At 56.7% G+C, this 26,151-nt stretch carries 21 protein-coding genes; 9 read left to right on the forward strand and 12 right to left on the reverse strand.

Annotated features, from left to right (window positions below; translation table 11 throughout):
- Positions 1-51 precede the first annotated feature (51 nt).
- Positions 52-1,986 (reverse strand): exoribonuclease II, encoded by a 1,935-nt coding sequence (locus K5Y33_RS05140; protein ID WP_222233366.1) that lies wholly within the window; start codon positions 1,984-1,986, stop codon positions 52-54.
- A gap of 124 nt (positions 1,987-2,110) precedes the next feature.
- Complete coding sequence (locus tag K5Y33_RS05145) at positions 2,111-4,417, reverse strand: FdhF/YdeP family oxidoreductase (RefSeq protein ID WP_222233367.1); 2,307 nt, start codon at positions 4,415-4,417, stop codon at positions 2,111-2,113.
- Between the two features lie 244 nt (positions 4,418-4,661).
- Here K5Y33_RS05145 and K5Y33_RS05150 point away from each other — a divergent pair, with 244 nt between their 5' ends.
- Together K5Y33_RS05150 and K5Y33_RS05155 are read left to right on the forward strand one after the other, a co-directional pair.
- Positions 4,662-6,251, forward strand: a complete 1,590-nt coding sequence (locus K5Y33_RS05150; RefSeq protein ID WP_222233368.1) for a PTS transporter subunit EIIC — start codon at positions 4,662-4,664, stop codon at positions 6,249-6,251.
- 80 nt (positions 6,252-6,331) lie between these two features.
- Positions 6,332-7,228 (forward strand): LysR family transcriptional regulator, encoded by an 897-nt coding sequence (locus K5Y33_RS05155; protein ID WP_222233369.1) that lies wholly within the window; start codon positions 6,332-6,334, stop codon positions 7,226-7,228.
- Here the strand turns inward: K5Y33_RS05155 and K5Y33_RS05160 are convergent.
- The 8 genes from K5Y33_RS05160 to pspF all read right to left on the reverse strand — a co-directional run bounded on the left by K5Y33_RS05160 (position 7,225) and on the right by pspF (position 16,199).
- Positions 7,225-8,346: an oxidoreductase gene (locus tag K5Y33_RS05160; protein WP_222233370.1), complete on the reverse strand. Its 1,122-nt coding sequence runs from the start codon at positions 8,344-8,346 to the stop codon at positions 7,225-7,227. The two genes, K5Y33_RS05155 and K5Y33_RS05160, sit on opposite strands and share 4 nt — an antisense overlap.
- 198 nt (positions 8,347-8,544) lie before the next feature.
- Complete coding sequence (fabI, locus tag K5Y33_RS05165; protein ID WP_222233371.1) at positions 8,545-9,333, reverse strand: enoyl-ACP reductase FabI; 789 nt, start codon at positions 9,331-9,333, stop codon at positions 8,545-8,547.
- Between the two features lie 128 nt (positions 9,334-9,461).
- The gene (gene sapF, locus K5Y33_RS05170) at positions 9,462-10,265 is read right to left on the reverse strand and encodes a putrescine export ABC transporter ATP-binding protein SapF (protein WP_110866235.1); all 804 of its coding nucleotides are present in this window, start codon (positions 10,263-10,265) and stop codon (positions 9,462-9,464) included.
- Between the two features lie 2 nt (positions 10,266-10,267).
- Complete coding sequence (sapD, locus tag K5Y33_RS05175; RefSeq protein WP_222233372.1) at positions 10,268-11,263, reverse strand: putrescine export ABC transporter ATP-binding protein SapD; 996 nt, start codon at positions 11,261-11,263, stop codon at positions 10,268-10,270.
- Positions 11,263-12,153 carry a putrescine export ABC transporter permease SapC gene (gene sapC, locus K5Y33_RS05180; RefSeq protein ID WP_101764289.1) on the reverse strand — a complete coding sequence of 297 codons (891 nt, stop codon included), beginning with the start codon at positions 12,151-12,153 and terminating at the stop codon, positions 11,263-11,265. The genes sapD and sapC overlap by 1 nt, the downstream gene beginning before the upstream one ends.
- On the reverse strand, positions 12,140-13,105 hold the full coding sequence (sapB, locus tag K5Y33_RS05185; RefSeq protein ID WP_101764290.1) for a putrescine export ABC transporter permease SapB: 966 nt from the start codon (positions 13,103-13,105) through the stop codon (positions 12,140-12,142). The genes sapC and sapB overlap by 14 nt, the downstream gene beginning before the upstream one ends.
- A gap of 2 nt (positions 13,106-13,107) precedes the next feature.
- Complete coding sequence (gene sapA, locus K5Y33_RS05190; RefSeq protein ID WP_110866234.1) at positions 13,108-14,730, reverse strand: ABC transporter substrate-binding protein SapA; 1,623 nt, start codon at positions 14,728-14,730, stop codon at positions 13,108-13,110.
- A 470-nt stretch (positions 14,731-15,200) separates the two neighbouring features.
- Positions 15,201-16,199, reverse strand: a complete 999-nt coding sequence (pspF, locus tag K5Y33_RS05195) for a phage shock protein operon transcriptional activator (protein WP_137385865.1) — start codon at positions 16,197-16,199, stop codon at positions 15,201-15,203.
- A 164-nt stretch (positions 16,200-16,363) separates the two neighbouring features.
- Between pspF and pspA the strand changes: the two genes are divergently transcribed.
- The 7 genes from pspA (at position 16,364) to tyrR (ending at position 22,184) form a co-directional block, all read left to right on the forward strand.
- Positions 16,364-17,029, forward strand: a complete 666-nt coding sequence (pspA, locus tag K5Y33_RS05200) for a phage shock protein PspA (RefSeq protein ID WP_008106471.1) — start codon at positions 16,364-16,366, stop codon at positions 17,027-17,029.
- A gap of 60 nt (positions 17,030-17,089) precedes the next feature.
- Positions 17,090-17,317: an envelope stress response membrane protein PspB gene (pspB, locus tag K5Y33_RS05205; RefSeq protein ID WP_007888081.1), complete on the forward strand. Its 228-nt coding sequence runs from the start codon at positions 17,090-17,092 to the stop codon at positions 17,315-17,317.
- Complete coding sequence (gene pspC, locus K5Y33_RS05210; RefSeq protein WP_222233373.1) at positions 17,314-17,661, forward strand: envelope stress response membrane protein PspC; 348 nt, start codon at positions 17,314-17,316, stop codon at positions 17,659-17,661. Before pspB ends, pspC begins: the two co-directional genes overlap by 4 nt.
- 47 nt (positions 17,662-17,708) lie before the next feature.
- A complete protein-coding gene (gene pspD / locus K5Y33_RS05215; RefSeq protein ID WP_007888070.1) occupies positions 17,709-17,957 on the forward strand; it encodes a phage shock protein PspD in 249 nt (82 codons plus the stop codon).
- Complete coding sequence (locus K5Y33_RS05220) at positions 17,938-19,335, forward strand: YcjX family protein (protein ID WP_222233374.1); 1,398 nt, start codon at positions 17,938-17,940, stop codon at positions 19,333-19,335. Before pspD ends, K5Y33_RS05220 begins: the two co-directional genes overlap by 20 nt.
- Positions 19,332-20,405, forward strand: a complete 1,074-nt coding sequence (locus K5Y33_RS05225) for a YcjF family protein (RefSeq protein ID WP_110866230.1) — start codon at positions 19,332-19,334, stop codon at positions 20,403-20,405. Before K5Y33_RS05220 ends, K5Y33_RS05225 begins: the two co-directional genes overlap by 4 nt.
- Positions 20,406-20,618: 213 nt before the next feature.
- Positions 20,619-22,184 (forward strand): transcriptional regulator TyrR, encoded by a 1,566-nt coding sequence (tyrR, locus tag K5Y33_RS05230; protein WP_101764295.1) that lies wholly within the window; start codon positions 20,619-20,621, stop codon positions 22,182-22,184.
- A 406-nt stretch (positions 22,185-22,590) separates the two neighbouring features.
- Here tyrR and K5Y33_RS05235 read toward each other — a convergent pair whose 3' ends face one another.
- Both K5Y33_RS05235 and K5Y33_RS05240 read right to left on the reverse strand, forming a co-directional pair.
- A complete protein-coding gene (locus tag K5Y33_RS05235; RefSeq protein WP_222233375.1) occupies positions 22,591-24,627 on the reverse strand; it encodes a glycoside hydrolase family 31 protein in 2,037 nt (678 codons plus the stop codon).
- Positions 24,624-26,003 (reverse strand): glycoside-pentoside-hexuronide (GPH):cation symporter, encoded by a 1,380-nt coding sequence (locus K5Y33_RS05240; protein WP_222233376.1) that lies wholly within the window; start codon positions 26,001-26,003, stop codon positions 24,624-24,626. Before K5Y33_RS05240 ends, K5Y33_RS05235 begins: the two co-directional genes overlap by 4 nt.
- Positions 26,004-26,151: the final 148 nt, after the last annotated feature.

Below are 26,151 nucleotides of genomic sequence, written 5' to 3' on the forward strand. Positions count from 1 at the left end.
CGGGCGGAGAGAAATGCGGGATAACGGCTGTTATCCCGCGAGTTTTCATGCTCAGGCGGCAGGACGCGCGACCACGCTGCGGGTTTCCATACGCACTTCGGCGATGGTCACGTCGATGATGTCAGTGACACGGTAAGCGACTTCACCTTTTATCTGCACGGTGCCGCTTTCCTGCGAGCACACCAGCTCATCACGCACCGCGTGGATGAACGGCGCAGGAATGAAGGCTACCGCGCCATTCTCCAGCAGACGAACGCGCATGCCGCCGCGAGATACGTCGATGATCTCGGCGCTGAACTTGCGATCGGTAGCGGCAAACGGTGCGAGGAAACGGGCATACAACCAGTCCCCAACATCGCGCTCGGCCATGCGGTTCAGGCGACGACGTTCGCTCATGATGGTGGTCAGCTCATCCTGCGGACGGCCAGTGCTTTCACCGCGCACAATCGCCTTCAGCAAGCGATGGTTGATCATGTCGCCGAACTTACGAATAGGCGAAGTCCAGGTCGCGTAGGCTTCGAGGCCAAGACCAAAGTGCGGGCCCGGCTCGGTGCCGACTTCTGCAAACGACTGGAAGCGACGAATGCGGCTATCCAGATACTGGGTTGGCTGCGCATCGAGTTGACGACGCAGCTGGCGGAAGCCTTCCAGCGTGGTAATCGCCTGCGGATCCACGGTGATGCCATGCCCCGCCAGCACGCCAGCGGCCTGCTCAGCATTGGCTAGATCGAAACCGGTGTGCAGGTTATAGATACCGAAGCCCAGCTTCTCCTGCAGCACTTTCGCGGCACAGACGTTAGCCAGAATCATCGACTCTTCAACGATGCGGTTGGCGATGCGACGTGGCTCAGAGATGATATCCAGTACTTCGCCTTTCTCGCCCAACACAAAGCGGTAGTCCGGACGATCTTTAAACACCAGCGCGTGGGTTTGACGCCATTCGCTGCGCGCCAGGCAAACCTGATGCAGCAGGCGAATCTGCTGAGCAATGGCGTCGTTTTCAGGCTGCCAGCTGCCGCTGTTTTCCAGCCAATCGGAAACTTCGTCATAAACCAGCTTGGCTTTCGACTCGATCCACGCAGCAAAGAAATGCACGTCATCAGCCAGGCTGCCATCTTTCAGCACGGTAACGCGACAAGCCAGCGCGGGACGACGCTCGTTCGGACGCAGGGAACAGACGTCGTCAGAGAGTTCGCGCGGCAGCATCGGAATGTTGAAGCCCGGCAGATAGTTGGTGAACGCGCGTTTCGACGCCAGCTTATCCAGCTCGCTGCCTTCCGCCACATAAGCGGTTGGATCGGCGATAGCGATGGTCAGGATCAGATTGCCGTCGGCAGCCTCTTCCACGTACAGCGCATCATCCATATCCTGGGTGCTGGCGCTGTCGATGGTGACGAAGTTCAGCGCGGTCAAATCTTCACGCTGCAGATTTTCGTTGAGCATCTCACCAAAACCGACGTCCGGAGCCTGACGTTCGAGGTTATGGCGCGACAACGTTACCCACCACGGCGCGAGGTGATCGTCCGCAGTGACAATGAATTCGGTCAGTTCAGCATAGAAACCGCGATCGCCTTTCAGCGGGTGACGACGCATCTCTGCTACCGCCCAATCGCCGTTCTGGAAATCGTGGGTCACGCCACGTTCGGCGCGGCACTGAATCGCCTCTTTCAGCAGCGGATGATCCGGCACAATTGACAGGCGATCGTCTTTCTTCTGCACGCGGCCGACAAAGCGGGTCAGGAACGGCTCAACCAGGGTTTCCGGCTCGGCACTCTCGCGGTCTTTATCGGTGTGGATCACGGCCGAAATACGGTCGCCGTGCATCACTTTCTTCATCTGCGGTGGCGGAATGAAGTAGCTTTTCTGGGCATCAACTTCGAGGAAGCCAAAGCCTTTTTCCGTACCTTTAACAACACCTTCGACGCGCGGAGTCTGCGCGTGAAGCTTCTCTTTAAGCTGCGCGAGCAGCGGATTATCCTGGAACATAATTTATATAGTTTCGTGGCCTAAGAGCGGCTGACAGTTTTACGCGAATCGGGTCCGCGCGGCAAGGCCAAAACAGGCTAAAAAGCCGCTTTACGCGGCTTTTTACCTTCTGATAACGCTTTGGTCAGGCGATACGTTGTGACGGTGTGGCGGCGCTTAATGTCAGCTTCACCGGCACCGATTTTGAGGTCGGTGTGCCGCTGCCGTCGCCAAAACTCGAGAGCGGCACCAGCGGGTTGGTTTCCGGATAATACGCCGCGAGGTTACCGCGCGGAATGTTATACGGCACCAGCTTGAAACCGCTGACGCGACGGGTTAAACCGTCATTCCACAGCGTCTCGATATCCACCAACTGGCCTTCAGTGAAGCCCAGCGACGCCATATCATCCGGATGGATAAACACCACTTCGCGCTGACCGTACACGCCACGATAACGGTCATCGAGGCCGTAAATCGTGGTGTTGTACTGATCGTGTGAACGCAGCGTTTGCAGCGTGAACGGCACCGCGACATCGCCCAACTGCGGGAACAGCGACGTTGGCAGGGCGGCGGCGCTGAACTCGGCGCGTTTGCTTGGCGTATTGAAGCGCAGCTCGGCGGCAGCGCTACCCAGGTAGAAACCGCCCGGAATGTCGCACTTATTATTGAAATTAGCAAAGCCGGGAATCGTGGCGGCGATGTGATCGCGAATCAGATCGTAATTGCCTGCCATCGCCAGCCAGTCGATTTTATCGCTGCCTAATGTCGCATGGGCGATGCCAGCCACAATCGCGGTTTCAGAGCGCTGCGTCTCCGCCAGGGGAATGCCGACGCCTTCTGAGGCGTGCACCATGCTGAACGAGTCTTCCACGGTGATGTACTGATTGCCGCTTGCCTGGCGATCGCGTTCGGTACGGCCCAGCGTTGGCAGAATCAGCCCTTCGCGGCCTGGCACCAAATGGCTGCGATTGAGTTTGGTGCTGATGTGCACGGTCAAACCGCAATGCTGCAACGCTTCTTCGGTGACTGGTGAATCCGGTGCGGCCGCCGCGAGGTTGCCGCCCAGCGCAATCAGCACTTTCACTTCGTCACGTAGCATCGCGTTCAGCGCCTCAACGGTGTTGTGACCATGCTCGCGCGGGGGTTCGAAATCAAAGTGCGCGCCGAGGGCATCGAGGAACGGCTTGCCCGGTTTCTCATCGATGCCCATGGTGCGGTTGCCCTGCACATTACTGTGGCCGCGTACCGGACACAGGCCTGCGCCTTTCTTGCCCAACTGACCAAACAGTAGCTGCAGGTTGGTGATCTCGCGAACGGTATCCACCGAGTGTTTATGCTGAGTAATGCCCATCGCCCAGGTGACAATCACGCGTTCAGCACTTTGATAAATCGCCGCCGCTTCACGAATCTGCACTTCGCTCAGACCGGATTGGCGCACGATATCGTCCCAGCGGGTGTTATCGACGGCGGCAAGATACTCGTCAATACCGTGGGTGTTGGCATCGATAAAAGCCTGATCGAAAATGCCTTCTTCACCGGCAGCCAAACGTGCACGCTGTAGCTCAAGCAGGGCTTTCACCATGCCGCGCACCGCTGCCATATCGCCGCCCAGATTAGGTTGGTAATAGGCGGAACTGATGGTGCCCGCCATCGACGTGACTATCTCTAGCGGCTTTTGCGGATCGGCAAAACGCTCGAGGCCGCGCTCGCGCAGCGTGTTAAAGGTGACGATTTTCGCGCCGTGATCGGCCGCGTGCCGCAGGCTGTGCAGCATGCGCGGATGGTTGGTGCCCGGATTCTGACCCAACACGAAAATCGCGTCGGCGTGATCAAAATCGTCCAGACGAATGGTGCCTTTACCCACGCCGATGCTGCGTTTCAGGCCGGTGCCGCTGGCTTCGTGGCACATGTTCGAGCAGTCGGGGAAGTTGTTGGTGCCCATCACACGGCCAAACAGCTGATAAAGCCAGGATGCTTCATTGCTGGCGCGGCCGGAGGTGTAAAGCTCCATTTGATTTGGATGATCCATCGACTTCAAATGGCGAGCAATCAAGGCTAACGCATCGTCCCAGCTGATCGGTTCGTAGTGGTCGGTCGCGCTGTTGTAGCGCATCGGATGGGTTAAGCGTCCCTGATACTCAAGGAAGTAATCGCTCTGCTGGTAAAGGGTGCTGACGCTGTGCTGGGCAAAAAATTCCGGCGCAACCACACGACGCGTGGCTTCCCACGTCACCGCTTTTGCTCCGTTTTCACAGAAGCTGAAGGTGCTTTTGTTGTCATCGCCCCATGCGCAACCTGGGCAGTCGAAACCGCGCGCTTTATTCATGCGCATCAGGTTTCGCATGTTCTTCAGGGCAGCTTTACTATCAAGGACGAAACGGGTGGTGGCTTCCAATGAACCCCAGCCGCCCGCAGCAGCGCGATAGGGTTGAATCTTACGTTTAAATTTCATAGTTGCAGGCTTATTTGTTTATGAGTTGTTATCAGAATATGTCTTCTGTTGGCGGGAAGTGTGCGACTCTCCTTAAAAGTTGTCTAATTGATTGGTTTAATGGTGCGATAGGCGGCGTTTATCGTGAAACGCACGTAAAGCGTGACCTAAGTCAAACTTTCCCGGCTGTTAAGGGGCGGCAGTTACGTGCTGCTGAGATAACTGACTAATAATTGCTCTTTCCATTCTGAAAAGGGCACGCAGCATGAAGAATCTGGCAAGCCAAATTCACGCCTTCGGTAAAGCCTTAATGATGCCCATCTCGGTGATTGCTGCCGCAGGGATCTTTCTTGGCCTGGCCGCCGCAATGCAAAATCCGGCCATCACCGGCGATGCCTTCGCCAGTCTGCAGGTGCCACAGCTGATTATCGGGTTTATCCGCAAGGTGGCGGGCGCGCTGTTCGCCAATTTGCCGCTGTTCTTTGCGGTGGCCAGCGCCATCGGGCTGGCGAAAGCGGAGAAACCGACCGCCGCCTTTACCGCCGTAATTGGCTATATCGCCATGAATGTCGGAATCAGCTCCACGCTGGCGTCGAAAGGTTTGACGGCCGCTACCACCACGCCAGAAGCGCTGCAGAAAGCGGGTATGGATCAAACCGCAGCGATGATGACGTCGGCCGAATACATCGACATGCTCGGCATCTTCACTTACAACATGAGCGTGCTGGGCGGCGTGATTGCTGGATTGATTACCGTGCTGCTGCATAACCGTTTTTACACTCAGCAACTGCCGACGGCGATCAGTTTCTTTGGTGGACGCCGCTTTGTGCCGATCGTGACCGTGGTGGTGCTGCCGCTGGTGGGCGTGCTGCTGGCGTTGATTTGGCCGACCATCGGCGAAGGCATCGCGTGGGTGGGTTTGATGATTGGTAAAAGCGGGCAATACGGCGCCTTCCTGCTTGGCACCAGCGAACGCTTACTGATTCCCACCGGTTTGCACCATATCCTCAACGAAACCGTGCGCTTCACACCGATTGGCGGCATGGCAACGGTTGATGGACAAAGCATCGTCGGCGCGCTGAACATCTTCAACACCTCGCTAACGCATCCCGGCGCCATCCCGGACGATACGGTGCGCGGCGCGACGCAGTTCCTCGCGCAGGGCAAAATTCCGGTAATGATGTTTGGCTTACCGGCCGCCGCGCTGGCGATTTACCACACCGCACGCCCTGAGCATAAGCAGCGCGTTAAAGCGCTGGTGCTGGCCGGTGCACTGACTTCCTTTACCACCGGCATCACCGAGCCGCTGGAGTTCTGTTTCATCTTCGTGTCGCCGGTGCTGTATATCCTGCATGCGCTATTAACCGGCCTGTCATTTATGTTGATGTCGATGCTGCATTTGATGATTGGCAACGTGCAGGGCGGCGCCATCGATCTGGTGGTGTTCGGCATTCTCGGTGGCAGCAAAACGCACTGGTGGTGGACGATTGTGCTCGGCGTAATTTATGTGCCGATTTACTACTACGGTTTCCGTTTTGTCATCACGCGGATGCGGGTTGAAACGCCGGGACGGGAATCCGATGAAGAACACAAACCCGAACAGGTGGCGGCGGATGAGCGCACCAAAGTGATCATCAGCGGGCTGGGCGGCGAAGCCAATATAGAGGACGTCGATTGCTGCTTCACCCGGCTGCGCGTGCGGGTCAAACAGATGAATGAGGTGGTCGATCAAACGTTACTGACCACCGGCGCGAACGGCATCAATCGCGTCAGCGAACACGATATCCAGGTGATTTACGGCCCGCAGGTCGAGAAGATCGCCAACGACGTAAAAAGTGCCTTGGGTGTGGCGTAACACAATAGCCGCTGCGCGTGGGCGCAGCGCAGCAGCAACCGCCATGATACACTGCTGTTTTCCAGCCAATTCTGCTTTCCATGGACATCAAACAATTAATCTATCTGACAAATCTTGAACGCGAACGCCACTTTGGCCGCGCGGCAGAGGTCAGCTTTGTCAGCCAGCCGACGCTATCGATGCGCCTGAAAAACCTCGAACGCGAATTAGGGCTGTCGCTGATCAACCGCAGTAATAATTTCGATGGCTTTACGCCAGAAGGCGAGCGCGTACTGACCTGGGCGCGAGAAATTGTTTCGGTGTATCAGGGATTGAAGCTGGAAGTGGAGTCGCTCAAGCATGGCGTCAACGGCACCTTGCGGCTGGGTGTTATGCCGCAGTGCAGCGTGGCGCTGCCTGCGTTGTTGAAAGCGGTTGAAGCGCGTTATCCACAGCTGGATTATCGCGTGGCCGCGATGAGCGCCGATCAGCTGCTGGAAGCGCTTAACAGCCACACCGTGGATGGCGGTATCGGCTTTTTTGAACTGACGTCACTGCGCGAGCTGCATTTTCAAACTGCGCTGTTGAAAGATCCTGGTGTCGAGGCGCTGTTCAATCCGGCGCACTTTCCGGCGCTGCTGGAACAAGAGAACATCTCGCTCGGCACGCTTGCCTGCCAGCCGCTGTGTCTGGCAGAACCCACGCGCTATTTTCGACGCTATCTTGATGGGCAGCTGCGGGAAACCGGCTTGATCCCACGCGTGATCGTTGAGAGCGCGTCGATCATGCAACTGCTGCAAAGTGCGCAGGTTGGTTTAGGCGTGATGGTGTCGCCATGCGGGCATCTGTTGCCGGAGCTGATGCAGAATCTGGCGCGACGGCCGATTGAAATGGCGCCGATGGGCCGGCAGGCGGCATTAGTGATTGCCGAGCCGGGCAGAGCATCGCCGCTGGCTCAGCATTTCTTTGATGAAGCGCGGCGACATCTGCCCGATTAACGGGGTTCGCCGAGCGCCATCAGCAGGCGATCCTGCCAGCTGGCGAAAGCCACCGCTTGCAACAGCGTGAAGATGCGTTCGCTGCCCCAGCCCGCGTTCAGCAGCGGCTGCAAATGTGCAGCGCTGAAGCGGTCGGGCAGGCGCGTGAGCTGGGCGCTGAGTGAAATCACCGGCGATGCTGCGCCAGCGCTTTCGACATCCTGCAGCAGTGCGTCACGCCATTCATCGGTAACAAAATCAAACTGACGTCGACAACCCAGCACGCGTGCGCTAACCGCCTGCGCCAGCGCTTCATCCCCGGCAAAATGTTCACTCAGCCGCTGTTTTAGCGTGGCGAAGCCATACAGCACTTGCGCATCGTGCACCAGCAGCCAAATGGCATCATCCAATCCCTCGATACCCTGACAGAAAGTAACCGCCGCCAGTTGATCGGCGCTGGCATAGCGCAGTTCAACCGGTTTCAACGCGTGCTGCCAGCCGTCGTTGCCGGTAAACAGCGCTGCGCTGGCGTCCGGCGGCGGTGTTACGCCCGGAATCCAGCGCACCGGCAAGCCCATCATCGCCTGCAGCGATGCCACCACGCGTGACTGATAGCTGACATATCCCACCAGTTGATTCAGCGTGACGATATCGGGCTCGGTTAAGCCCACCGCGTCCAGCGCGCTGATGCTGCTGGCGGTGATCAGTTCCGGCTGCATCGCCAGTTGACGCGCATATTGGGTGATTTGCGTCAGGCGATTATTACTTTCGCGTGACGAGTCCGGGCCCGGCAACGGATTGAGCCGGGCGGAGTAGTGATTGCACAAGCGCTGCACACCTGCGACCTGCGCCACCGTCAGCGCAGTGCTGAGGCGATCGTACAGCGTTAAAGTGTGGGTCAAACTGGTGGCAAGCGTGTCGGGAAACAGAATCTGGCTGAGATCGCGCGCGGCCAATAACGCAGGCTGAAAACGCGACAGCAGCGGCTGTAACGCGGTCGCTTCCTGTTGCAAACCGAGTAAGAAACGATCGTCGATATAGGCGGCTTCGGGCACCAGCGGCGCAGTGGCGGTGCTATTCGGGCGAGTCTGGCTTTCATAAAACCAGTGGTCATGGCCGGGAGAACGGCGTTGTTCCATGGTCATTCCTTGCGCTAAAAACGGACTTGCTGCACAGCGTGCGAATCTGAAAAGCAGGCATGCAACAAAGGGCTAGCTTATCGTCGCTGAACGGCTGTCCACGGCAAAAGAATGTTGGGGAATAATTAATAGCTTACGAGTATAAGGAGGGCGTTATTTGAAGAGGAGGTCGCCATGAAAGGCGACCTTGGGTAAATCTTATTTCAGTTCCAGCTCGTTCATTGCGGCAATGCTGAAGCCGCCATCAACGTGTACCACTTCACCGGTGATACCACCCGCCAGATCAGAGCACAGGAATGCAGCTGAGTTACCCACGTCTTCGATGGTAACGGTACGACGAATCGGGGTAACCGCTTCGCAGTGCGCCAGCATTTTACGGAAATCTTTGATGCCTGATGCAGCCAGCGTACGGATTGGACCGGCAGAAACGGCGTTAACACGCGTGCCTTCTGGACCCATCGCGTTCGCCATGTAGCGTACGTTAGCTTCCAGAGACGCTTTCGCCAGACCCATCACGTTGTAGTTCGGGATGGCGCGCTCTGCACCCAGGTAAGACAAGGTCAGCAGGGCGGAATTCGGGTTCAGCATCGCACGGCACTCTTTCGCCATCGCAACAAAGCTGTACGCGCTAATGTCGTGAGCGATCTTGAAGCCTTCACGGGTCACGGCATTCACGTAATCGCCATCCAGCTGATCGCCAGGTGCGAAACCGATGGAGTGAACGAAACCGTCAAATTTCGGCCAGGTTTTTGCCAGTTCGGTGAACAGCGCAGTGATGCTCTCGTCTTCCGCCACATCGCATGGCAGAACAATGTCTGAACCCAGATCTTTAGCAAACTCTTCCACACGACTTTTCAATTTGTCGTTCTGGTAGGTGAAAGCCAGTTCTGCGCCCTGTTTGTACATCGCCTGCGCAATACCGTAGGCGATTGAGAGTTTACTGGCAACGCCAGTAATCAGAATGCGCTTACCGGAAAGAAAACCCATAGCTGTAATCCTTTTGGTCATTGTTGTTGGCGGTCGCGGTGGTTGAAAAACAGGCGACCGACGTTAATCTCGTGCGAAGTCTAGCACGTCTCTATAAATGCGGTAAATCGCACCGCGTTTTCGGCGCCTTAACGCTCGCGGCGCCAGGCTTCAGCGGTTAAGGCTTCACCAAAGTGGCTGGTGATCAGGCGTTTGGTGAGATCGTGCAGCGGCGAGGCCAATACATCGGCGGTGCCGCCGCGCTCGACCACTTCGCCCTGATGCATCACCAGCACCTGATCGCTGATGTGCTTCATCATGCCGAGATGCTGCGTGACATAAATATAGGCGATGCCGTGCTTCTCCTGCAGTTCAAGCATCAGGTTCACCAGTTGCGAACGCATGGTCATATCCAGCGAGGCAAGGGCTTCATCGGCGACGATCACTTTTGGCTGCAGAATCAGCGCTCGCGCCAGCGCCAGGCGCTGCTTCTGGCCCGGCGCCAGCATGTGCGGATAGTATCCGGCGTGGTCGCGCAGCAAACCGACCTGACGCAGCGTGGCGATAATGCGTTTTTCACGCGCGTCATCATCCAGCTCGGTATTCAGGCGCAGCGGGAAATCGAGTATCTGGCTGATGCGCTGGCGCGGATTCAGCGAGGTTGAGGGATCCTGAAAAATCATGCGAATGCGCTGGCTGCGATAACCATAATCACCGTACTCCAGCGGATGATCGTCAATCAGCATTTCGCCCTCGCTCGGCTCGACCATGCCGCTGAGCATTTTTGCCAGCGTCGATTTTCCCGAACCGTTTTCACCAATCACCGCCAGCGTCTGTTTTTCACGCAGGGTAAAACTGACGCCTTTCACCGCCTCAACGTGCTGACGACGGAACAAACCGGTGCGATAGCGGTAGGTTTTACTCAGGTTGCGCACTTCCAGCAGCGTTTCCATGTTTACTGGCTCTCCATATTCAGCGGGAAGTGACAAGCAAACAGATGCGCTTTATTGCCGGTCAGGCGCGGTGTTTCGATGCACTTACGCTGCGCATACGGGCAGCGCGGCCCCAGACGACAGCCAATCGGCAGATGTTCCAGCGACGGAATCGCGCCAGAAAGCGTGTTCAGGCGGCTTTTGTGCGGCAGCGCGCTACCGAAATCGGGCATCGCCCGGATCAGCGCCTGCGTGTAAGGATGATGCGGTGACTCCATTAACTCTTCGCTCTGCGCGATCTCCACCGTCTGGCCGCAATACATCACATTAATGCGGTCGGCCCAGTGGCTCATGGTGCGCAGATCGTGGCTGATCAGCAAAATGGTGGTGTTGTTATTCTGATTGAGGCGGCTCAGCAGGCGGAAAATTTGCGCCTGCGTGGTCGGCTCCATCGCATTGGTTGGTTCATCGGCGATCAGCAAACGCGGCTGATTGGCCAGCGCGATGGCGATCATCACCTTTTGGCATTCGCCGTCGGTGAGTTCATACGGGAAACTGCGCATGATGTCTTTATGATCTTTGATGCCGACGCGATGCAGCAGCTCAATGGCGCGCACTTTGCGCCAGAACCACAGACGTTTAAACCAGCGGCCTTTGTGCGTCCAACGCGGAATCGCCTGCATCAGCTGGCGACCAATACTTTCTGACGGATCAAGACAGGATTGCGGCTCCTGAAAAATCATCGACACGTTATGGCCGACGATCCGACGGCGTTCGCGCGGTGACAGGCGCAGCAGATCAATATCATCAAACACCATGCGATCGGCGGTGACGCGCCAGTTATCTTTAGTGACGCCGCAAATTGCTTTGGCGATCAGACTTTTGCCTGAACCCGATTCACCCACCAAACCGCGGATTTCGCCTTCGCTTAGCGTCAGGTTGATGCGATCAACCGCTTTGACCGGACCGTCAGCGGTCATAAATTCGATGGTCAGGTTACGGATATCCAGTAGCGGCATTATTCAACTCCCGCTTCTACAGCGCGACGAATGCCGTCGCCCAGCAGGTTAACGATCAACACGCTGACCATCAGCGCCACGCCCGGCAGCATGACCGTCCACGGCGCAACGTAGATCAGCTCCAGCGCGTCACCCAGCATCGCACCCCATTCGGGCGAGGGCAGCTGCGCGCCAAGATCGAGGAAACCGAGTGCGGCGATGTCCAGAATCGCCATCGACAGCGAGCGGGTAAATTCGCTCACCAGCAGCGGCAGCACGTTAGGCAGCACCGCATTCCACAAGATATTCAGGTTGCGCGCGCCATCAAGACGCAGCGCCACCACATACTCTTTTTCCATCTCATCATGCACAGCAGTATAGATCTCGCGCACCAGACGTGGGATCAACGCGAGAAATACCGCCAGCATCGCGTGTTCCAGGCGCGGGCCGAGAAATGCCACCACGATAATCGCCAGCAGCAGCGAGGGAATCGACAGTAAGGTATCCAGCACGTGATTCATCACCGCCGAGCGCATGCCGTGCGTGATACCGGCAAACACGCCAAGCACCAGCGCACAAATTGCCGCCAGCACCGTCACCAAAATCGCCGATCCCACGGTCGGCGCTACGCCGCTCAGCAGGCGGCTCAGCACATCACGGCCTAAATCGTCGGTGCCGAGGAAAAAGGAGACATCGCCGTAGCGCGACCACGATGGCGGCAGCAGCTGATAACCCAGGAATTGCTGATCGATGCCATACGGCGCCAGCAGGCCGCCAAACAGGCACAGGAACAGCAGCAGGCCAAAGCCGTACAAGCCGACCATGCCGCTGGTATCGCGATACAAGCGCTGCCAGCTGCGACGCAGCGTGCTGGGCAGCCGCTTCTCGTCGTAGACATTATCTAAGGGCATACCATTCCTTATGTTTCAGCGGGTTAAGCGCCGCACCCAGAATATCGGATAACACGCTGACCAGAATCACCAGACCGCCCACCACCATCACGCCAGCGGAAATCGCCGCGTAATCCTGCTGGCGAATGGCGTTAATCAGCCAGCGGCCGAGGCCCGGCCAGTTGAACACCACCTCGGTGATCATCGCCAATGTCAGCATGGTGGAAAATTGCAGCCCAAGGCGCGGAATCACCGGCGGCAGCGCATTGTGCAGCACGTGGCGGCGGATCACCGTGAAGCGCGACAGGCCGCGCGTGGCGGCGGCTTTGACGTAGTTTTTGTCCATCACATCGCTGGTGCTGCTGCGCAGTAAGCGGATCATCTCGGTAGCAGGCGCAACGGCGAGAACGACCACCGGCAGAATCATGTGCGTTAAGGCGCTGACCAGCATTTCATGACGCCACGGCGACGGGCTTAGCCAGGCATCAATCAGCGCAAAGCCGGTAACGTTTTGTACCGGATAGAGCAGGTCGAAACGTCCGGACACCGGCAACCAGCCGAGCGTTAACGAGAAGAACAGCGTAAACAGCAGCGCCAGCCAGAATACCGGCATCGAGAAGCCAAGCAGCGCCAGTGCGCTAATGGCTTTATCCTGCCATTTTTTGCGCATCACGCCGGCGCAAATTCCCAGCGGAATCCCCACCAGTAGCGCCAGAATAAATGCCATTACGCACAGCTCCAGCGTGGCGGGAAACACTTCGCGCAGCTGAAGATCAATCGGCTGGCCGTTGGTGCTGGAGACGCCAAAATCGAACTGCAGCAAGCCCTTGAACCAGAACCACCACGCATCAAACAGCGATGCGCCTTCGAGCGGGGCATTTGGTGTGAAGTAGCTCAGACTGAAGCTCACCAGCGACAGCAAAAACAGGGTGATGAGCAGCAGCACCACGCGACGCAGAATATAGATAATCATGCTTACTCCTCGCTGCTCTCATCGCGGTAAACGCCAGCGAACGAAGCGTTACCAAACGGGCTCAAAACCAGGCCTTTGATATCATGCCGATAGGCTTGCAAACGCAGCGATGACGCCAGCGGCAGCACCGGCAACTCCTGCGCCAAAATCTGCTGAGCCTTGTCATAGCTGTCAATGCGCGCCGATAGCTGCTGGGACAACAGTGCATGCTGCAAAGCCTCATCAAAGGCGGGCGAGCACCAGTGTGCGTAGTTGGTTTGCGAACGGATCGCCGCGCAGCTTAACAGCGGACGGAAGAAACTGTCGGGATCGTTACTGTCGGTTGCCCAGCCGGTGAGCGTGAGGTCATGGTTCATCTCCATCAACTGCGCTTCCTGGAAGCGGCCTTCCACCGGCGCGATAGTGACGCGCACGCCAACCTGAGCCAAATCCGCTTGCAACAATTCAGCGGTTTTTAGCGGGCTGGGATTCCACGACTGCGAGGAAGAGGGCACCACTAAACGTAAATGTAAATCTTCCAGCCCCAGCGCTTTCAACTCTTCACGCGCTTTAGCCGGATTGTATTCGGTGACGCGCGCATCGTTGTCATACGCCCAGGACGCACGCGGCAAAATGGAGGCGGCAGTTTCGGCGGTGCCGTAATAGATCGACTCCATCAGGCGTTCGTTATTGATCGCCAGCGCCAGCGCGTGACGCACTTCCGGGCGATCCAGTGGCGGTTTGCGCGTGTTGAACGCCAGATAGGCGATGTTCATGCCGGGACGCAGCGTCATGCGCAGGCGCGGATCGTCACGCAAAATGCTCAGCTGGCTGGCGGCGGGATAGGCCAGCACATCGCATTCGCCGGTCAGCAGTTTGGATAACCTTCCGGTGCCGCCGACGCCCAAATCAATCACCACCTGCTGCAGACGCGGCACGCCTTTCCAGTACTGCGGATTACGCGCCAGGCGGAGATATTGTCCGGTGCGATATTCGCTCAGCTGGAACGGGCCGGTGCCGACCGGTTCGCGGTCCAGCTGTTCCTGCTGGCCTTTAGCGCTGAGTTTATTGGCGTACTCCTGCGACAAAATCGGCGCGTAATGCGTCGCGATATGCCACAAGAATGAGGCGTCCGGGCTGTTCAGGCGGATTTCAACCGTATCGCTATCCAGCTTTTTCACACTCTGCACTGAATCGGCAAACTGCAGGCTATCAAAATAGGGATAGCTGCCGCCGTTGACGTTGTGCCACGGATGCTTGCGATCAAACATGCGTGCAAAACTGAACACCACATCATCGGCGTTCATTTTCCGCGTCGGTTTAAACCAGTTGGTGTGCTGGAAGGCGACATCTTTACGCAGGTGAAAACGGTAGGTTGCGCCGTTATCACGCACTTCCCAGCTCTGGGCGAGGTCGGGAATCAGCCGATAAGTATAAGGATCCACGTCCAGCAGCCGGTCATACAGCTGCGCCGCCAGCGTATCAACGACTAAGCCGCTGCTGACCATTTGTGGATTGAAGGTATTAACCGTGCCGTTAACGCAATAGACAAAACCGCTGTTGCGGATGTTGTCCGTTGGCGCGGCCCACGCTGACGCGCTCATCATGCTGAGACCCAGCAGCAGAGAGGGGAATAATTTTGGCATAGAACTCAACGATTCTGAGGCAATAGCGTGAGTGTATCTTAAACGCCACGTACTCCCCAAATTCGCGACGCTTCTGCTGTGTTTTTCGTCAAACTGGCGATGGGGTAATCACAATCTCTGTGTGGAGATGAGAAAAATTCTCAATTAGGGGTTTACAGATGATAATAAGAATGATTATTATTCTTCAGCGCTTCGACGGTGGCTCTACCGAAGAAGAGCACGACATTGCTCACATTGCTTCCAGTATTAGTTGCCCGCGTTAACCCGCGGGCTTTTTTTCGTCCTGTTTCGAGCGGCTGCCTCGTTGGCTGCGCTCGTCCACCCTGGTCACATACTTATGTATGCTCCCAGGGATGTCCTCGCTTGCCGCCTTGCATCCACTCGAAACAGTTAGAAAAAAACACCGTGCGATTTGCTTTAAAAAAGAAAAATCAAATGAATACGTATAGGCGACGTTTATGGCGATTTGGCTAATCCTCGTCGCGGGCCTGAATCCCGTGCTTCTTCATCATGGCGCGTAATTGGTGATACGTCACACGCAATAACTCGGCGGCGCGGCGCTGGTTGTATTTGGCTTGCTGTAAACTCGCTTCGACCAGCTCGCGTTCCTGTTGATTTTGCCATTGACGCAAATCCAGCGGCAGCGAAGGCAAGGCAGATACGTCCGCTTGGGCAATGACGTCGGCGGGCGGCGTGCGGGGGGCGAACGGGTTAATGATAATGTTATCCAGCTCATCGTCGGCGCTGTGATGGCGATAAACCGAACGCTCGACCACGTTCTTCAGTTCACGCACGTTGCCGGGCCAGCTGTGATTGAGCAACGTCAGCTGAGCGCGATCGCTGAAGCCAGGGAACAGCGGCAAGCCCAGTTCGCGGCACATCTGAATGGCGAAATGGTTGGCCATCACCAGTATGTCGCTGCGGCGTTCACGCAGCGGCGGCAGCTGCACCACATCAAAGGCGAGGCGATCGAGCAGGTCGGCGCGGAATTTACCGGCGGCGGCAAGCGCCGGCAGATCTTCATTGGTGGCGCACACCAAACGCACGTTCACCTGCAAAGATTGATTACCGCCAACGCGTTCCAGCTGTCCGTATTCAATCACGCGCAGCAATTTCTCCTGCACCAGCATCGGCGCGGTGGCGAGTTCATCAAGAAACAGCGTGCCGCCATCGGCGCGTTCGAAGCGTCCCAGATGGCGTTTTTGCGCCCCGGTAAACGCGCCAGCTTCATGACCGAAGAGTTCGGAATCGAGCAGGTTTTCATTTAGCGCGGCGCAGTTCAGCGAAACAAACGGACCTTCCCAGCGGTTTGACAAATAATGCAGGCGGCTGGCAATCAGCTCTTTGCCGGTGCCGCGCTCGCCAATCACCAGCACCGGTTTTTCCAGCGGCGCTAAGCGCGAAACCTGTTCCAGTACCTCCAGAAAGTTATTCGATTCGCCTAACAGGTTGTCTGAACTGTTCGCCATGATGAAATTCGCCACTGATTAATCAATTTCACTACCTTAAGCGATGTCCAGGCGGATGTAAAATAAACAAATCGTGTAAAATCAATAAATTAAAAGTTGGCACGCGAATTGTATTAGTGAAGGGCGCCTCGCGCACCTACACACAAAATTTGAGGAACATCATTATGGGTATTTTTTCTCGTTTCGCCGACATCGTGAACGCTAACATCAACTCTCTGCTGGAGCGCGCCGAAGATCCGCAGAAACTGGTACGCCTGATGATTCAGGAAATGGAAGATACGCTGGTAGAAGTCCGTTCAACCTCAGCCCGTGCGCTGGCCGAAAAGAAACAGCTGCTGCGCCGCAGCGAGCAGGCTGAAATTCAGCAGGCCGAATGGCAGGAAAAAGCGGAGCTGGCGATTAATAAAGGTAAAGAAGATCTGGCGCGTGCTGCTTTAATTGAGAAGCAAAAGCTGACCGATTTGATTGCTGCGCTGCAGCAGGAATCGACCCAGGTTGAAGAGACGCTGGACCGCATGAAAGGCGAGATCGGTGAGCTGGAGAAAAAACTCACTGAAACCCGTGCGCGTCAGCAGGCGTTAACGCTGCGCCATCAGGCAGCATCGTCATCACGTGATGTGCGTCGTCAGCTCGACAGCGGCAAGATTGATGATGCGATGGCACGTTTCGAATCCTTTGAACGTCGCATCGATCACATGGAAGCAGAAGCAGAAAGCCAGCGTTTTGGTAAACCAAAAGGTCTGGATCAGGAGTTCGCCGAGCTGAAAGCCGATGATGAAATCAGCCAGCAGCTGGCCGCGTTGAAAGCTAAAATGAACCGCCCTGAGTGATCGCCACGGGCCTGATTGCGGGCCCGAGTTAAAAATGGTGTTAGTGATTAAGGAGAGTCAATGAGCGCACTTTTTTTAGCCATACCTTTAACGATTTTCGTGCTGTTTGTCGCACCAATTTGGTTATGGCTGCATTACAGCAACAAACGCAACGGCGGCGCCGATCTATCGTCGAGTGACCTGCAGCGTTTGCAACAAATTACCCAGGATGCGCGCCGCATGCGTGAGCGTGTTGAAGCACTGGAAGCCATTTTGGATGCCGAACATCCAAACTGGAGGCAACCATGATGAATGGCCGTAAACTGTGGCGCATTCCGCAGCAGGGCAAAGTACGCGGCGTCTGCGCGGGTATCGCCGAATACCTCGACATTCCGGTGCGCTTGCTGCGTGTGATTGTGGTGCTGTCGCTGTTCCTTGGGCTGTTTATGTTCACCATCGTCCCCTATTTTATTTTGGGCTTTGTGCTGGACGAGAAACCCGTTGATGCGACATCTGAACGGGCACCCAGCGCACGTGAACTGCTCGACGAGCTGGAAACAACGCTGCAAAGCGATGAGCGAAAGGTGCGTGAAGTTGAACGCTACGTCACTTCAGAGACGTTTAGCGTGCGCAGCCGCTTTCGCCAGATCTAAATTCCCGGGCTTTCGGGCCCACTTCTTCTATTGTGATAAGAGGCTCTATGCAAACTCAACGTTTTACTGCTCTGCGCCGTCGCGCGACACCTGCGTTGATGTCGGCGGGGAAATTTATCATCATTAGTGCAGTAACTTACGGGCCCGGCGGTATCGCTGGCTGGGCGGTGAAATCGGTGGCGCGCCGTCCGCTGCGCCTGTTGCTGGCGGCCGCCCTGGAACCGTTGCTGAGCAAAGCGTTTAAACGCTTATCGGCACGATTCATCAGGGAGAACGATGAAAAGACTGCAAAATGAATTTGTGGCGTTGATGAACCGCGGTGTTGACCGCCATCTGCGCCTGGCTGTAACCGGTTTAAGCCGTAGCGGTAAAACCGCGTTTATCACTTCGCTGGTTAACCAGCTTCTCAATGTCCACAGCGGCGCACGTTTGCCGCTGTTTTCCGTGGTGCGCGAAGATCGCCTGCTGGGCGTCAAGCGCGTGCCGCAGCGTGAACTCGGCACGCCGCGTTTCACCTACGACGAAGGTCTGGCGCAACTGTACGGCACGCCGCCGATGTGGCCGACGCCGACGCGTGGTGTGAGCGAAATGCGTCTGGCGCTGCGCTATCGTCCGGATGAATCGCTGCTGCGCCATTTCAAAGATACCGCCACGCTCTACCTTGAAATTGTCGATTACCCCGGCGAATGGCTGCTGGATCTGCCGATGCTGGCGCAGGATTATCTCAGCTGGTCACGCCAGATGGTGGGCTTGCTGCAGGGCGATCGCGCGGGCTGGTCAGCACAATGGCGCAGCTTGTGCGCCGATCTCGATCCTTCTGCGCCCGCCGATGAAAATCGTCTGGCAGCGATTGCCGCTGCCTGGACCGACTATCTGCACCAATGCAAAAGCGAAGGTTTGCACTTTATCCAGCCGGGCCGCTTTGTATTGCCGGGCGATATGGCCGGCGCGCCCGCGCTGCAGTTCTTCCCGTGGCCGCAGGTCGACGAGATGCAGGTTAGCAAGCTGGCGCAAGCGCCAGCAGGCAGCAACTTCGCCATGCTGCAGCAGCGTTTCAACTATTACTGCCAGCACGTGGTGAAAGGATTCTATAAAAATCATTTCCTGCGCTTCGATCGCCAAATCGTGCTGGTCGATTGTCTGCAACCGCTTAACAGCGGGCCGCAAGCGTTTAACGATATGCGCCTCGCCTTAACGCAACTGATGCAGAGCTTTCATTACGGTCAGCGCACGCTGTTCCGCCGTCTTTTCTCTCCGGTAATCGATAAGCTGCTTTTTGCCGCCACCAAAGCCGATCATGTGACTTCGGATCAGCACGCCAATATGGTGTCGCTGCTGCAGCAACTGGTGCAGGACGCGTGGCAGAATGCGGCGTTCGAAGGCATTAATATGGATTGCCTCGGTTTAGCCTCGGTGCAGGCCACAGAAAGTGGGCTGGTTGATCATCGTGGCGAGAAATTACCGGCGTTACGCGGTCATCGTCTTGCCGATAATGAAGCGCTGACGTTCTATCCTGGCGAAGTGCCGCCGCGCTTGCCTGGCCACAATTTCTGGCAGCAGCAGGGATTTCAGTTTGAACAGTTCCGGCCGCAGCAGCTGGATGTCGATCGCCCGCTGCCGCACATTCGCATGGATGCCGCGCTGGAATTTTTACTGGGAGATAAATTGCGATGAGCGACGAAACACCTTTGAAAGGACGCATTGATTTTGCCCGTCCGCTGACGGTGGAAGCGGAAAAACCGCTGCGCGCCGCACAAACCTTTAGCGCGGACAGCGAGAAAGCCTTTCTCGCCACGGCGGAAGCCGAGCCGTTGGAAGAGGGCGAAGGCGAAAAAGTGGTGGAAGCCGCGCTGCGGCCGAAGCGCAGCCTGTGGCGTAAAATGGTGGGCGTTGGCCTCGCTATTTTCGGCGTCAGCGTGGTGGCGCAGGGCGCGCAAACGCTGCACGATGCGTGGCTGGTGCGCGACTGGTTTACCCTCGGCACCGGCGTGGCGGGCACATTGATTGTCGCCGCGGGGGCGGGTGCGCTGATTGGCGAATGGCGGCGTTTATATCGTCTGCGTCAGCGGGCCGAAGAGCGCGATATTGGCCGCGAATTGCTGCACAGTCACGGCGTCGGCAAAGGCCGTGCGTTCTGTGAAAAGCTGGCGCAACAGGCGCAGCTTGATCAGGCGCATCCTGCACTGCAGCGCTGGCATGCGGCGCTGCATGAAACCCACAACGATCGTGAAATCGTCACCTTATATGCCCAACTGGTGCAGCCAGTGCTGGATCGTCAGGCGCGCCGGGAAATAAGCCGTCACGCCGCCGAATCGACGTTAATGATCGCCGTCAGCCCGCTGGCTTTGGTCGACATGGCGTTTATCGCCTGGCGCAATCTGCGGCTGGTCAATCGCATCGCGGCGATCTATGGCATTGAGCTGGGCTACTTTAGCCGCATCCGCCTGTTCCGCTTAGTGCTGCTCAATATGGCGTTTGCCGGGGCTTCCGAACTGGTGCGTGAAGTCGGGATGGATTGGATGTCACAGGATCTTGCCGCACGCCTGTCAACCCGCGCTGCGCAAGGGATTGGTGCCGGTTTGCTCACAGCACGTCTCGGCATTAAAGCGATGGAGCTGTGTCGCCCGTTACCGTGGCTGGAAGATGATAAGCCGCGTCTGGGCGATTTCCGTCGCGAGTTAATCGGTCAGCTGAAAGAATCCCTGGTAAAAAGTGGGGATAAAGCAGGGCAGGCTGCTAAATAATCAGCACTTGCGTACCTTTCACGCTGCAACTGGCGTGAAAGGTAAAATTATCTGTGTTACCACTCATATTCGGCGGGATTTTTGTTGGTCGCTCCGTTACACTTCCCTTTATCACCTGCCTCTGGCTGTCAACTTTTCCTGACAGGCCTCTTCTGAGGCGCTGCAAGTTAGCGTATTATCACTAAAATCAAAACCTGACTAAGGCTCATCGCAATGCGTTTGGAAGTTTTCTGCCAGGACCGAATCGGTCTGGCGCGCGAGTTGCTCGACCTGCTGGTTGCCCGCAATATCGACCTGCGCGGCATCGAAATTGCGCCACTCGGTCGCATTTACCTCAATTTTACCGCACTGGAGTTTGAACCTTTCAGTAATCTGATGGCGGAAATCCGCCGTACACCCGGCGTGACAGATGTGCGTACCGTTTCGTTTATGCCCTCTGAACGCGAGCATCGCGCATTGAGCGCGCTGCTGGTGGCGATGCCAGAACCGGTGTTATCCATCGATCTGAAATGCAAAGTCGAGCTGGCCAATCCGGCAGCACAGAATCTGTTCACCCTTGATGAACAGAAGCTGCGCAATCAAAACGTTGGCACCCTCATCACCGGCTTCAATTTCCAGCGCTGGCTGGAGAATGATCGCGTTGACGCACAGGCGCAGCATGTGGTGATTCAGGGACGCGATTTCCTGATGGAAGCGCGACCAATTTATCTGGCAGAAGAAGAGGGCCAGAGCGACCTGCCGGTCGGCGCGATGATCACCCTGAAATCGACGGCGCGTATGGGCCGACAGTTGCAGAATCTTACCGTTACCGATGAATCGGAGTTCGATCATATCGTGGCGGTTACGCCAAAAATGCGTCAGGTGATTGATCAGGCGCGCAAACTGGCGATGCACGATGCGCCGCTGTTGATCGTCGGTGATACCGGCACCGGCAAAGATATGCTGGCACGCGCCTGTCATTTGCGTAGCGCGCGTGGCAAAAAACCGTTCCTGGCGCTGAACTGCGCCTCATTGCCGGATGATGTGGCGGAGAGCGAGCTATTTGGTCACGCTGCCGGTGCATATCCCAATGCGCTGGAAGGCAAGAAAGGCTTCTTCGAGCAGGCTAACGGCGGCTCGGTATTGCTGGATGAGATTGGCGAAATGTCGCCACGCATGCAGACCAAACTATTGCGTTTCCTCAACGACGGCACGTTCCGCCGCGTGGGCGAAGAGCATGAAGTGCACGTTGATGTGCGCGTGATTTGCGCCACGCAGAAGAATTTGATTGAGCTGGTGCAGCGTGGTGAGTTCCGCGAAGATCTGTTTTATCGCTTGAATGTGCTGACGCTCAATCTGCCGCCGCTGCGCGAACGTCCACTGGATATTCTGCCGCTCACCGAAATGTTTGTCGCGCGTTTCGCCGATGAACAAGGCTTGCCGCGTCCGCGCCTCTCATCGCAGCTAACGCCATTCCTGACGCGTTATAACTGGCCCGGTAACGTACGCCAGTTAAAGAATGCGCTGTACCGCGCGCTGACGCAGCTGGAAGGTTACGAGCTGGGACCACAAGATATTGTGTTGCCAGAGCAGGCGCTGGATGTGTCATTGGGCGAAGAGGCGATGGAAGGTTCGCTGGACGATATCACCAGCCGTTTCGAACGTTCGGTGCTGACGCGTCTCTATCTCTCTTATCCCAGCACGCGCAAACTGGCGAAACGCCTCGGCGTGTCGCATACCGCGATTGCCAATAAGCTGCGTGAATATGGGTTAGGGCAGAAGCGCAACGAGAGCGAGTAATAGAGCGCGTGCATCCCGCAACGCTGTTCTGCCTGCGGTCGCCATTTATGGCGTAGCCTGTCAGTTAAGAAAGCATTTTGCTTTAAATTCGGTGCGGGCTTTGACACATCTGCTGCGTCACGGGCCGTCCTCGCGCCGCTAGCGCGGTGCCTTCGGCTTCTACGGTGTGCCAACGGACCGTTCGCGGATCGGCCGTCCTGGCCGGCCCCGAACTGCCTCGCGCATCCATGCGCGAGGCTCCTGGCCCAACATAAAAGCCTCAGCGCTGCGAATGGCCCTTTTGCCGCAGCAGACGCGCCAGCGCCTCTGGCAAATGAGCCCTTTTCAGCAGCACGCACTGAAGATTCATCGTGGGCTTAACTGACAAGCATTACGCCATTCATGGCGACCTATCGTAAATGTGCATCTACTCTGGCACGCGGATGTCTACCTGACTTCCTGCTCTCGTAAACACTGGAATTTCCCTCAGTGGCGCGGCGACGCTGATGCGTTGGCCGCCTTGATAGCACTCACCATTGCGGGTAATCCATTGCTCGCCAGCAGGTAACCACACTTCACGTTCACGCTGCCCAGCGTGCAGTACTGGCGCGACCAAGAGGTCGCGGCCCAGCAGATACTGATCTTCCACTTGCCAGCTCTCTGTCTGCTGCGGGTAGTGATAGAACAGCGGGCGCATCACCGGATCACCGAGCTCATGCGCTTCGCGCATCAGGCCATCAATATAGGGGCGAATCTGCTCACGTTGCAGCAGGCAGCTTTTCATCAGCGCGTAATTCTCCTCACCGTAACTCCATACCTCATTGGGTGAGCCGCTGTTACACTGCGCAATACCATCGCGCCAGGCTTCTTCAGGTGCAATTTGTGGCTCGCGGTAACCATGCAAACGCATCACCGGACAGAATACCGCCCATTGGAACCAACGGATCAACAGTTCATGAAACGCCGGATCATGAATATTCCCGCCCTGAAAACCGCCGATGTCGGTGGTCCACCATGGAATACCTGCCATCGCCATATTCAGCCCGGCAGTAAACTGATTACGTAAGGCATGGAACGAGGAGTGAACGTCGCCCGACCAGGCAAGCACGCCGTAACGCTGGCTGCCCGCCCAGGCGCAGCGCACCAGATTGACGACCTCGCTCTCGCCCTGTTGTTGCAGACCTTCATAAAATCCGCGGGCAAACAGCTGCGGATAGATATTGCCCACTTCCTGTACCGGGCCGAGATGATAGCGGTAATTATCAAAATCGTAGGCGCGGTATTCTGGCTCTGCTTCGTCGAGCCAAAAAGTGCGGATGCCGTGGTCATAATAGTTGCGCTTAACTTCCTGCCAGACGAACTCGCGAGCGGCGGGATGCGTGGCGTCAAAAAAGGTGGTGTTGCCCATAAAATCAAGGTTCACCGATACGCCGCGCTCGCTGTTAACCAGCAAGCCTTTGGATTTCATCAGACGATAGTTATCACTGCGGCTATCCACCGTGGGCCACACCGACACCATGGTTTCGATGCCCATCTCTTTCAGCTCCTGCACCATGGCACGCGGATCCGGCCAGTCGCGCGCATCGAAACACCAGGTTCCCTGATTTGGCCAGTGGAAAAAGTCGATGACGATCACCGAGAGCGGTAGCTGCAGGCGGCGATATTCGCGCGCGACCTCCAGCACTTCCTGCTGAGTGCGATAGCGCAGTTTGCATTGCCAGAAACCGGTCGCGAAGCTGGGCATCATCGGTGCTGTGCCAGTGGCGCGGCCATACTGACGCACGATCTCAGCGGGTGTGTCGCCTGCGGTGATCCAGTAATCCATCTGATCGGTTACTTCGGCTTGCCAGCGCGTGCCGTTTTTACCAAAGGTCACCTCGCCGATGGCCGGGTTATGCCACAGCAAGCCGTAGCCCAGATTGGATACCATAAACGGCACGCTGGCCTGCGAATTGCGCTGTGCCAGCTCAAGCGTGCAGCCTTTCAGATCGAGACAATCCTGCTGATACTGGCCCATGCCATAGATTTTCTCTTCGGCACGCGCTTCAAAGCGCACGCTCAGCTGATATTTCCCTCCCGGAATCGGTCGAAAGGCGCGCGCATCCAGCTTCAGGGCGCTGATGTATTTGTCCTGGCTCTTTTCGCTGGCACCGATGCCCACGGTGCTGCGCTGACGCCAGAACTCCTCGAGCAGCAATTCACCGTGCTGATTATAGAAAGCCAGCTGGCCGCGAATATTCAGCGTGGCGGTGATATTGCCGTTACGCAAGCTGAGAGATTCATGCTCGCGCTGGATCTCCACCTCGCAAGCCGCAGGCGATAACAACGCCCAGTCATGGTCGATCAGTTCGGGCTGACAGGTGGCTCGTACTCGCAGGCTATGCGCGCCCCAGGGTTCGATAACCAGCGTCTGACGGTCAAATGTCCAGATAATACGCTGGGATTCGGCGCGTAATTCACTCATGACAACTCCTGTGGTTGTAAAAGGGGGGAAGCAGTGGCAGCCGGTTGGGTTGACACTTTGTGCTGATTGATGGTGCGCATGGTGGCATCGTTAAGTTTGTAGCCGCGCATCGCCAGCGCGCTTAACAGCGACAGCAGGCCGGGAACCAGCGAAAACAGCGCCACGATGGCCATCATGGCGGCGGGTTGCTGATGCGGTGCCTGAGCGACGTAACCGCTCAGGCCAAGCGTCCAGCCTACAATCGCGCCGCTAATGGCCATGCCCATTTTCAGTACGGCGAGCAGAGTCGAGAAGACGGTGCCATCCAGGCGTTTTCCCTGACGATATTCACCGTAATCCACCACATCGGCCATCATCACCCACATCAATGTGGTGGTGACCTGATAGAAGCTGGAGACGATGAATGTCATGCCAACCAACAGCGCCAGCGAGCCGGGCAGGAACACGATGCTGATGCTTAGCACGCCAGCAGTAATGGCGCTGAGCGTAAAGGCGGTGATTTTGTTCAGGCGGCGCGTCAGCAGTTTCGCCAGCACGCTACCGACGCTTTTGCCGACAATATGCGCGGCCAGCAGCCACATGAAGAGGCTGGCATCACCCAGAAAATAGGTGACGTAGTACATCATCGCGCCGAGCCGCACCACGCCGAATGAGATATTGCAGAACACCAGCAACGCGACCACGCGCCACTGATCGTTACGCAGCAAATCGCGCAGATCGGCAAGAAAGTTGCCGTGGTTAGCGGGAGCATTGATGCGTTCGCGTGTATTGAGAAAACAGATAAAAAACAGCAGGGTTGCCAGCGTCGCCATTATTGACATTGCTGCGAAGTAACCGTCCAGTTTGTTACCGCCGCCCAGCCAGGTGGCGAGCGGGATCATCAGGAAAGTGGACATCGCGCCGCCCAGCGTGGCGAGGAAGAAGCGCCATGATTGCAGGGAGATGCGCTGATTATCATCGGCGGTGATAATCGCCCCCATCGAGCAGTAAGGAATATTGATGGCGGTGTACATCAGCATCATCAGGCTGTAGGTCACGGCGGCGTAAATCATCTTGCCAGTCAGCGACAGGCTTTCCGGCACCGCATAAATCAACATACAGCTGACGCCGAACGGTAACGCGAGCATCAATAGCCAGGGACGGAATTTGCCCCAGCGTGAACGGGTTCGGTCAGCCACCATCCCCATCGCCGGGTCGATCACCGCATCGGCGACGCGCGCCAGTAAAAACAGCGTGCCGACAAAGATCGCGGGCAAACCCACCACATCGGTGTAGTAAAAGGTGAGAAAAATAATGACATTATCGATGGCGATATGGCTGGCCATATCACCGAGGCCGTAACTAAACTTTTCTTTAATGGATAAGCTTGCTTGCATAAAGATTCCCGCCTGTCTTTGAATCGCTTAAGTGCAATTGACGGTTAGTTATAGGTAGCGATGCTGATGGGAACAATTGCGGGATTTGTTACGGGTTTTATGTTTTTTAATTAATGTGATACGGGTAACAAGAATCACAGTAAAAATG

The organism is Pantoea sp. DY-17 (genome assembly GCF_019795975.1).
Taxonomy (GTDB): Bacteria; Pseudomonadota; Gammaproteobacteria; order Enterobacterales; family Enterobacteriaceae; genus Pantoea; species Pantoea leporis.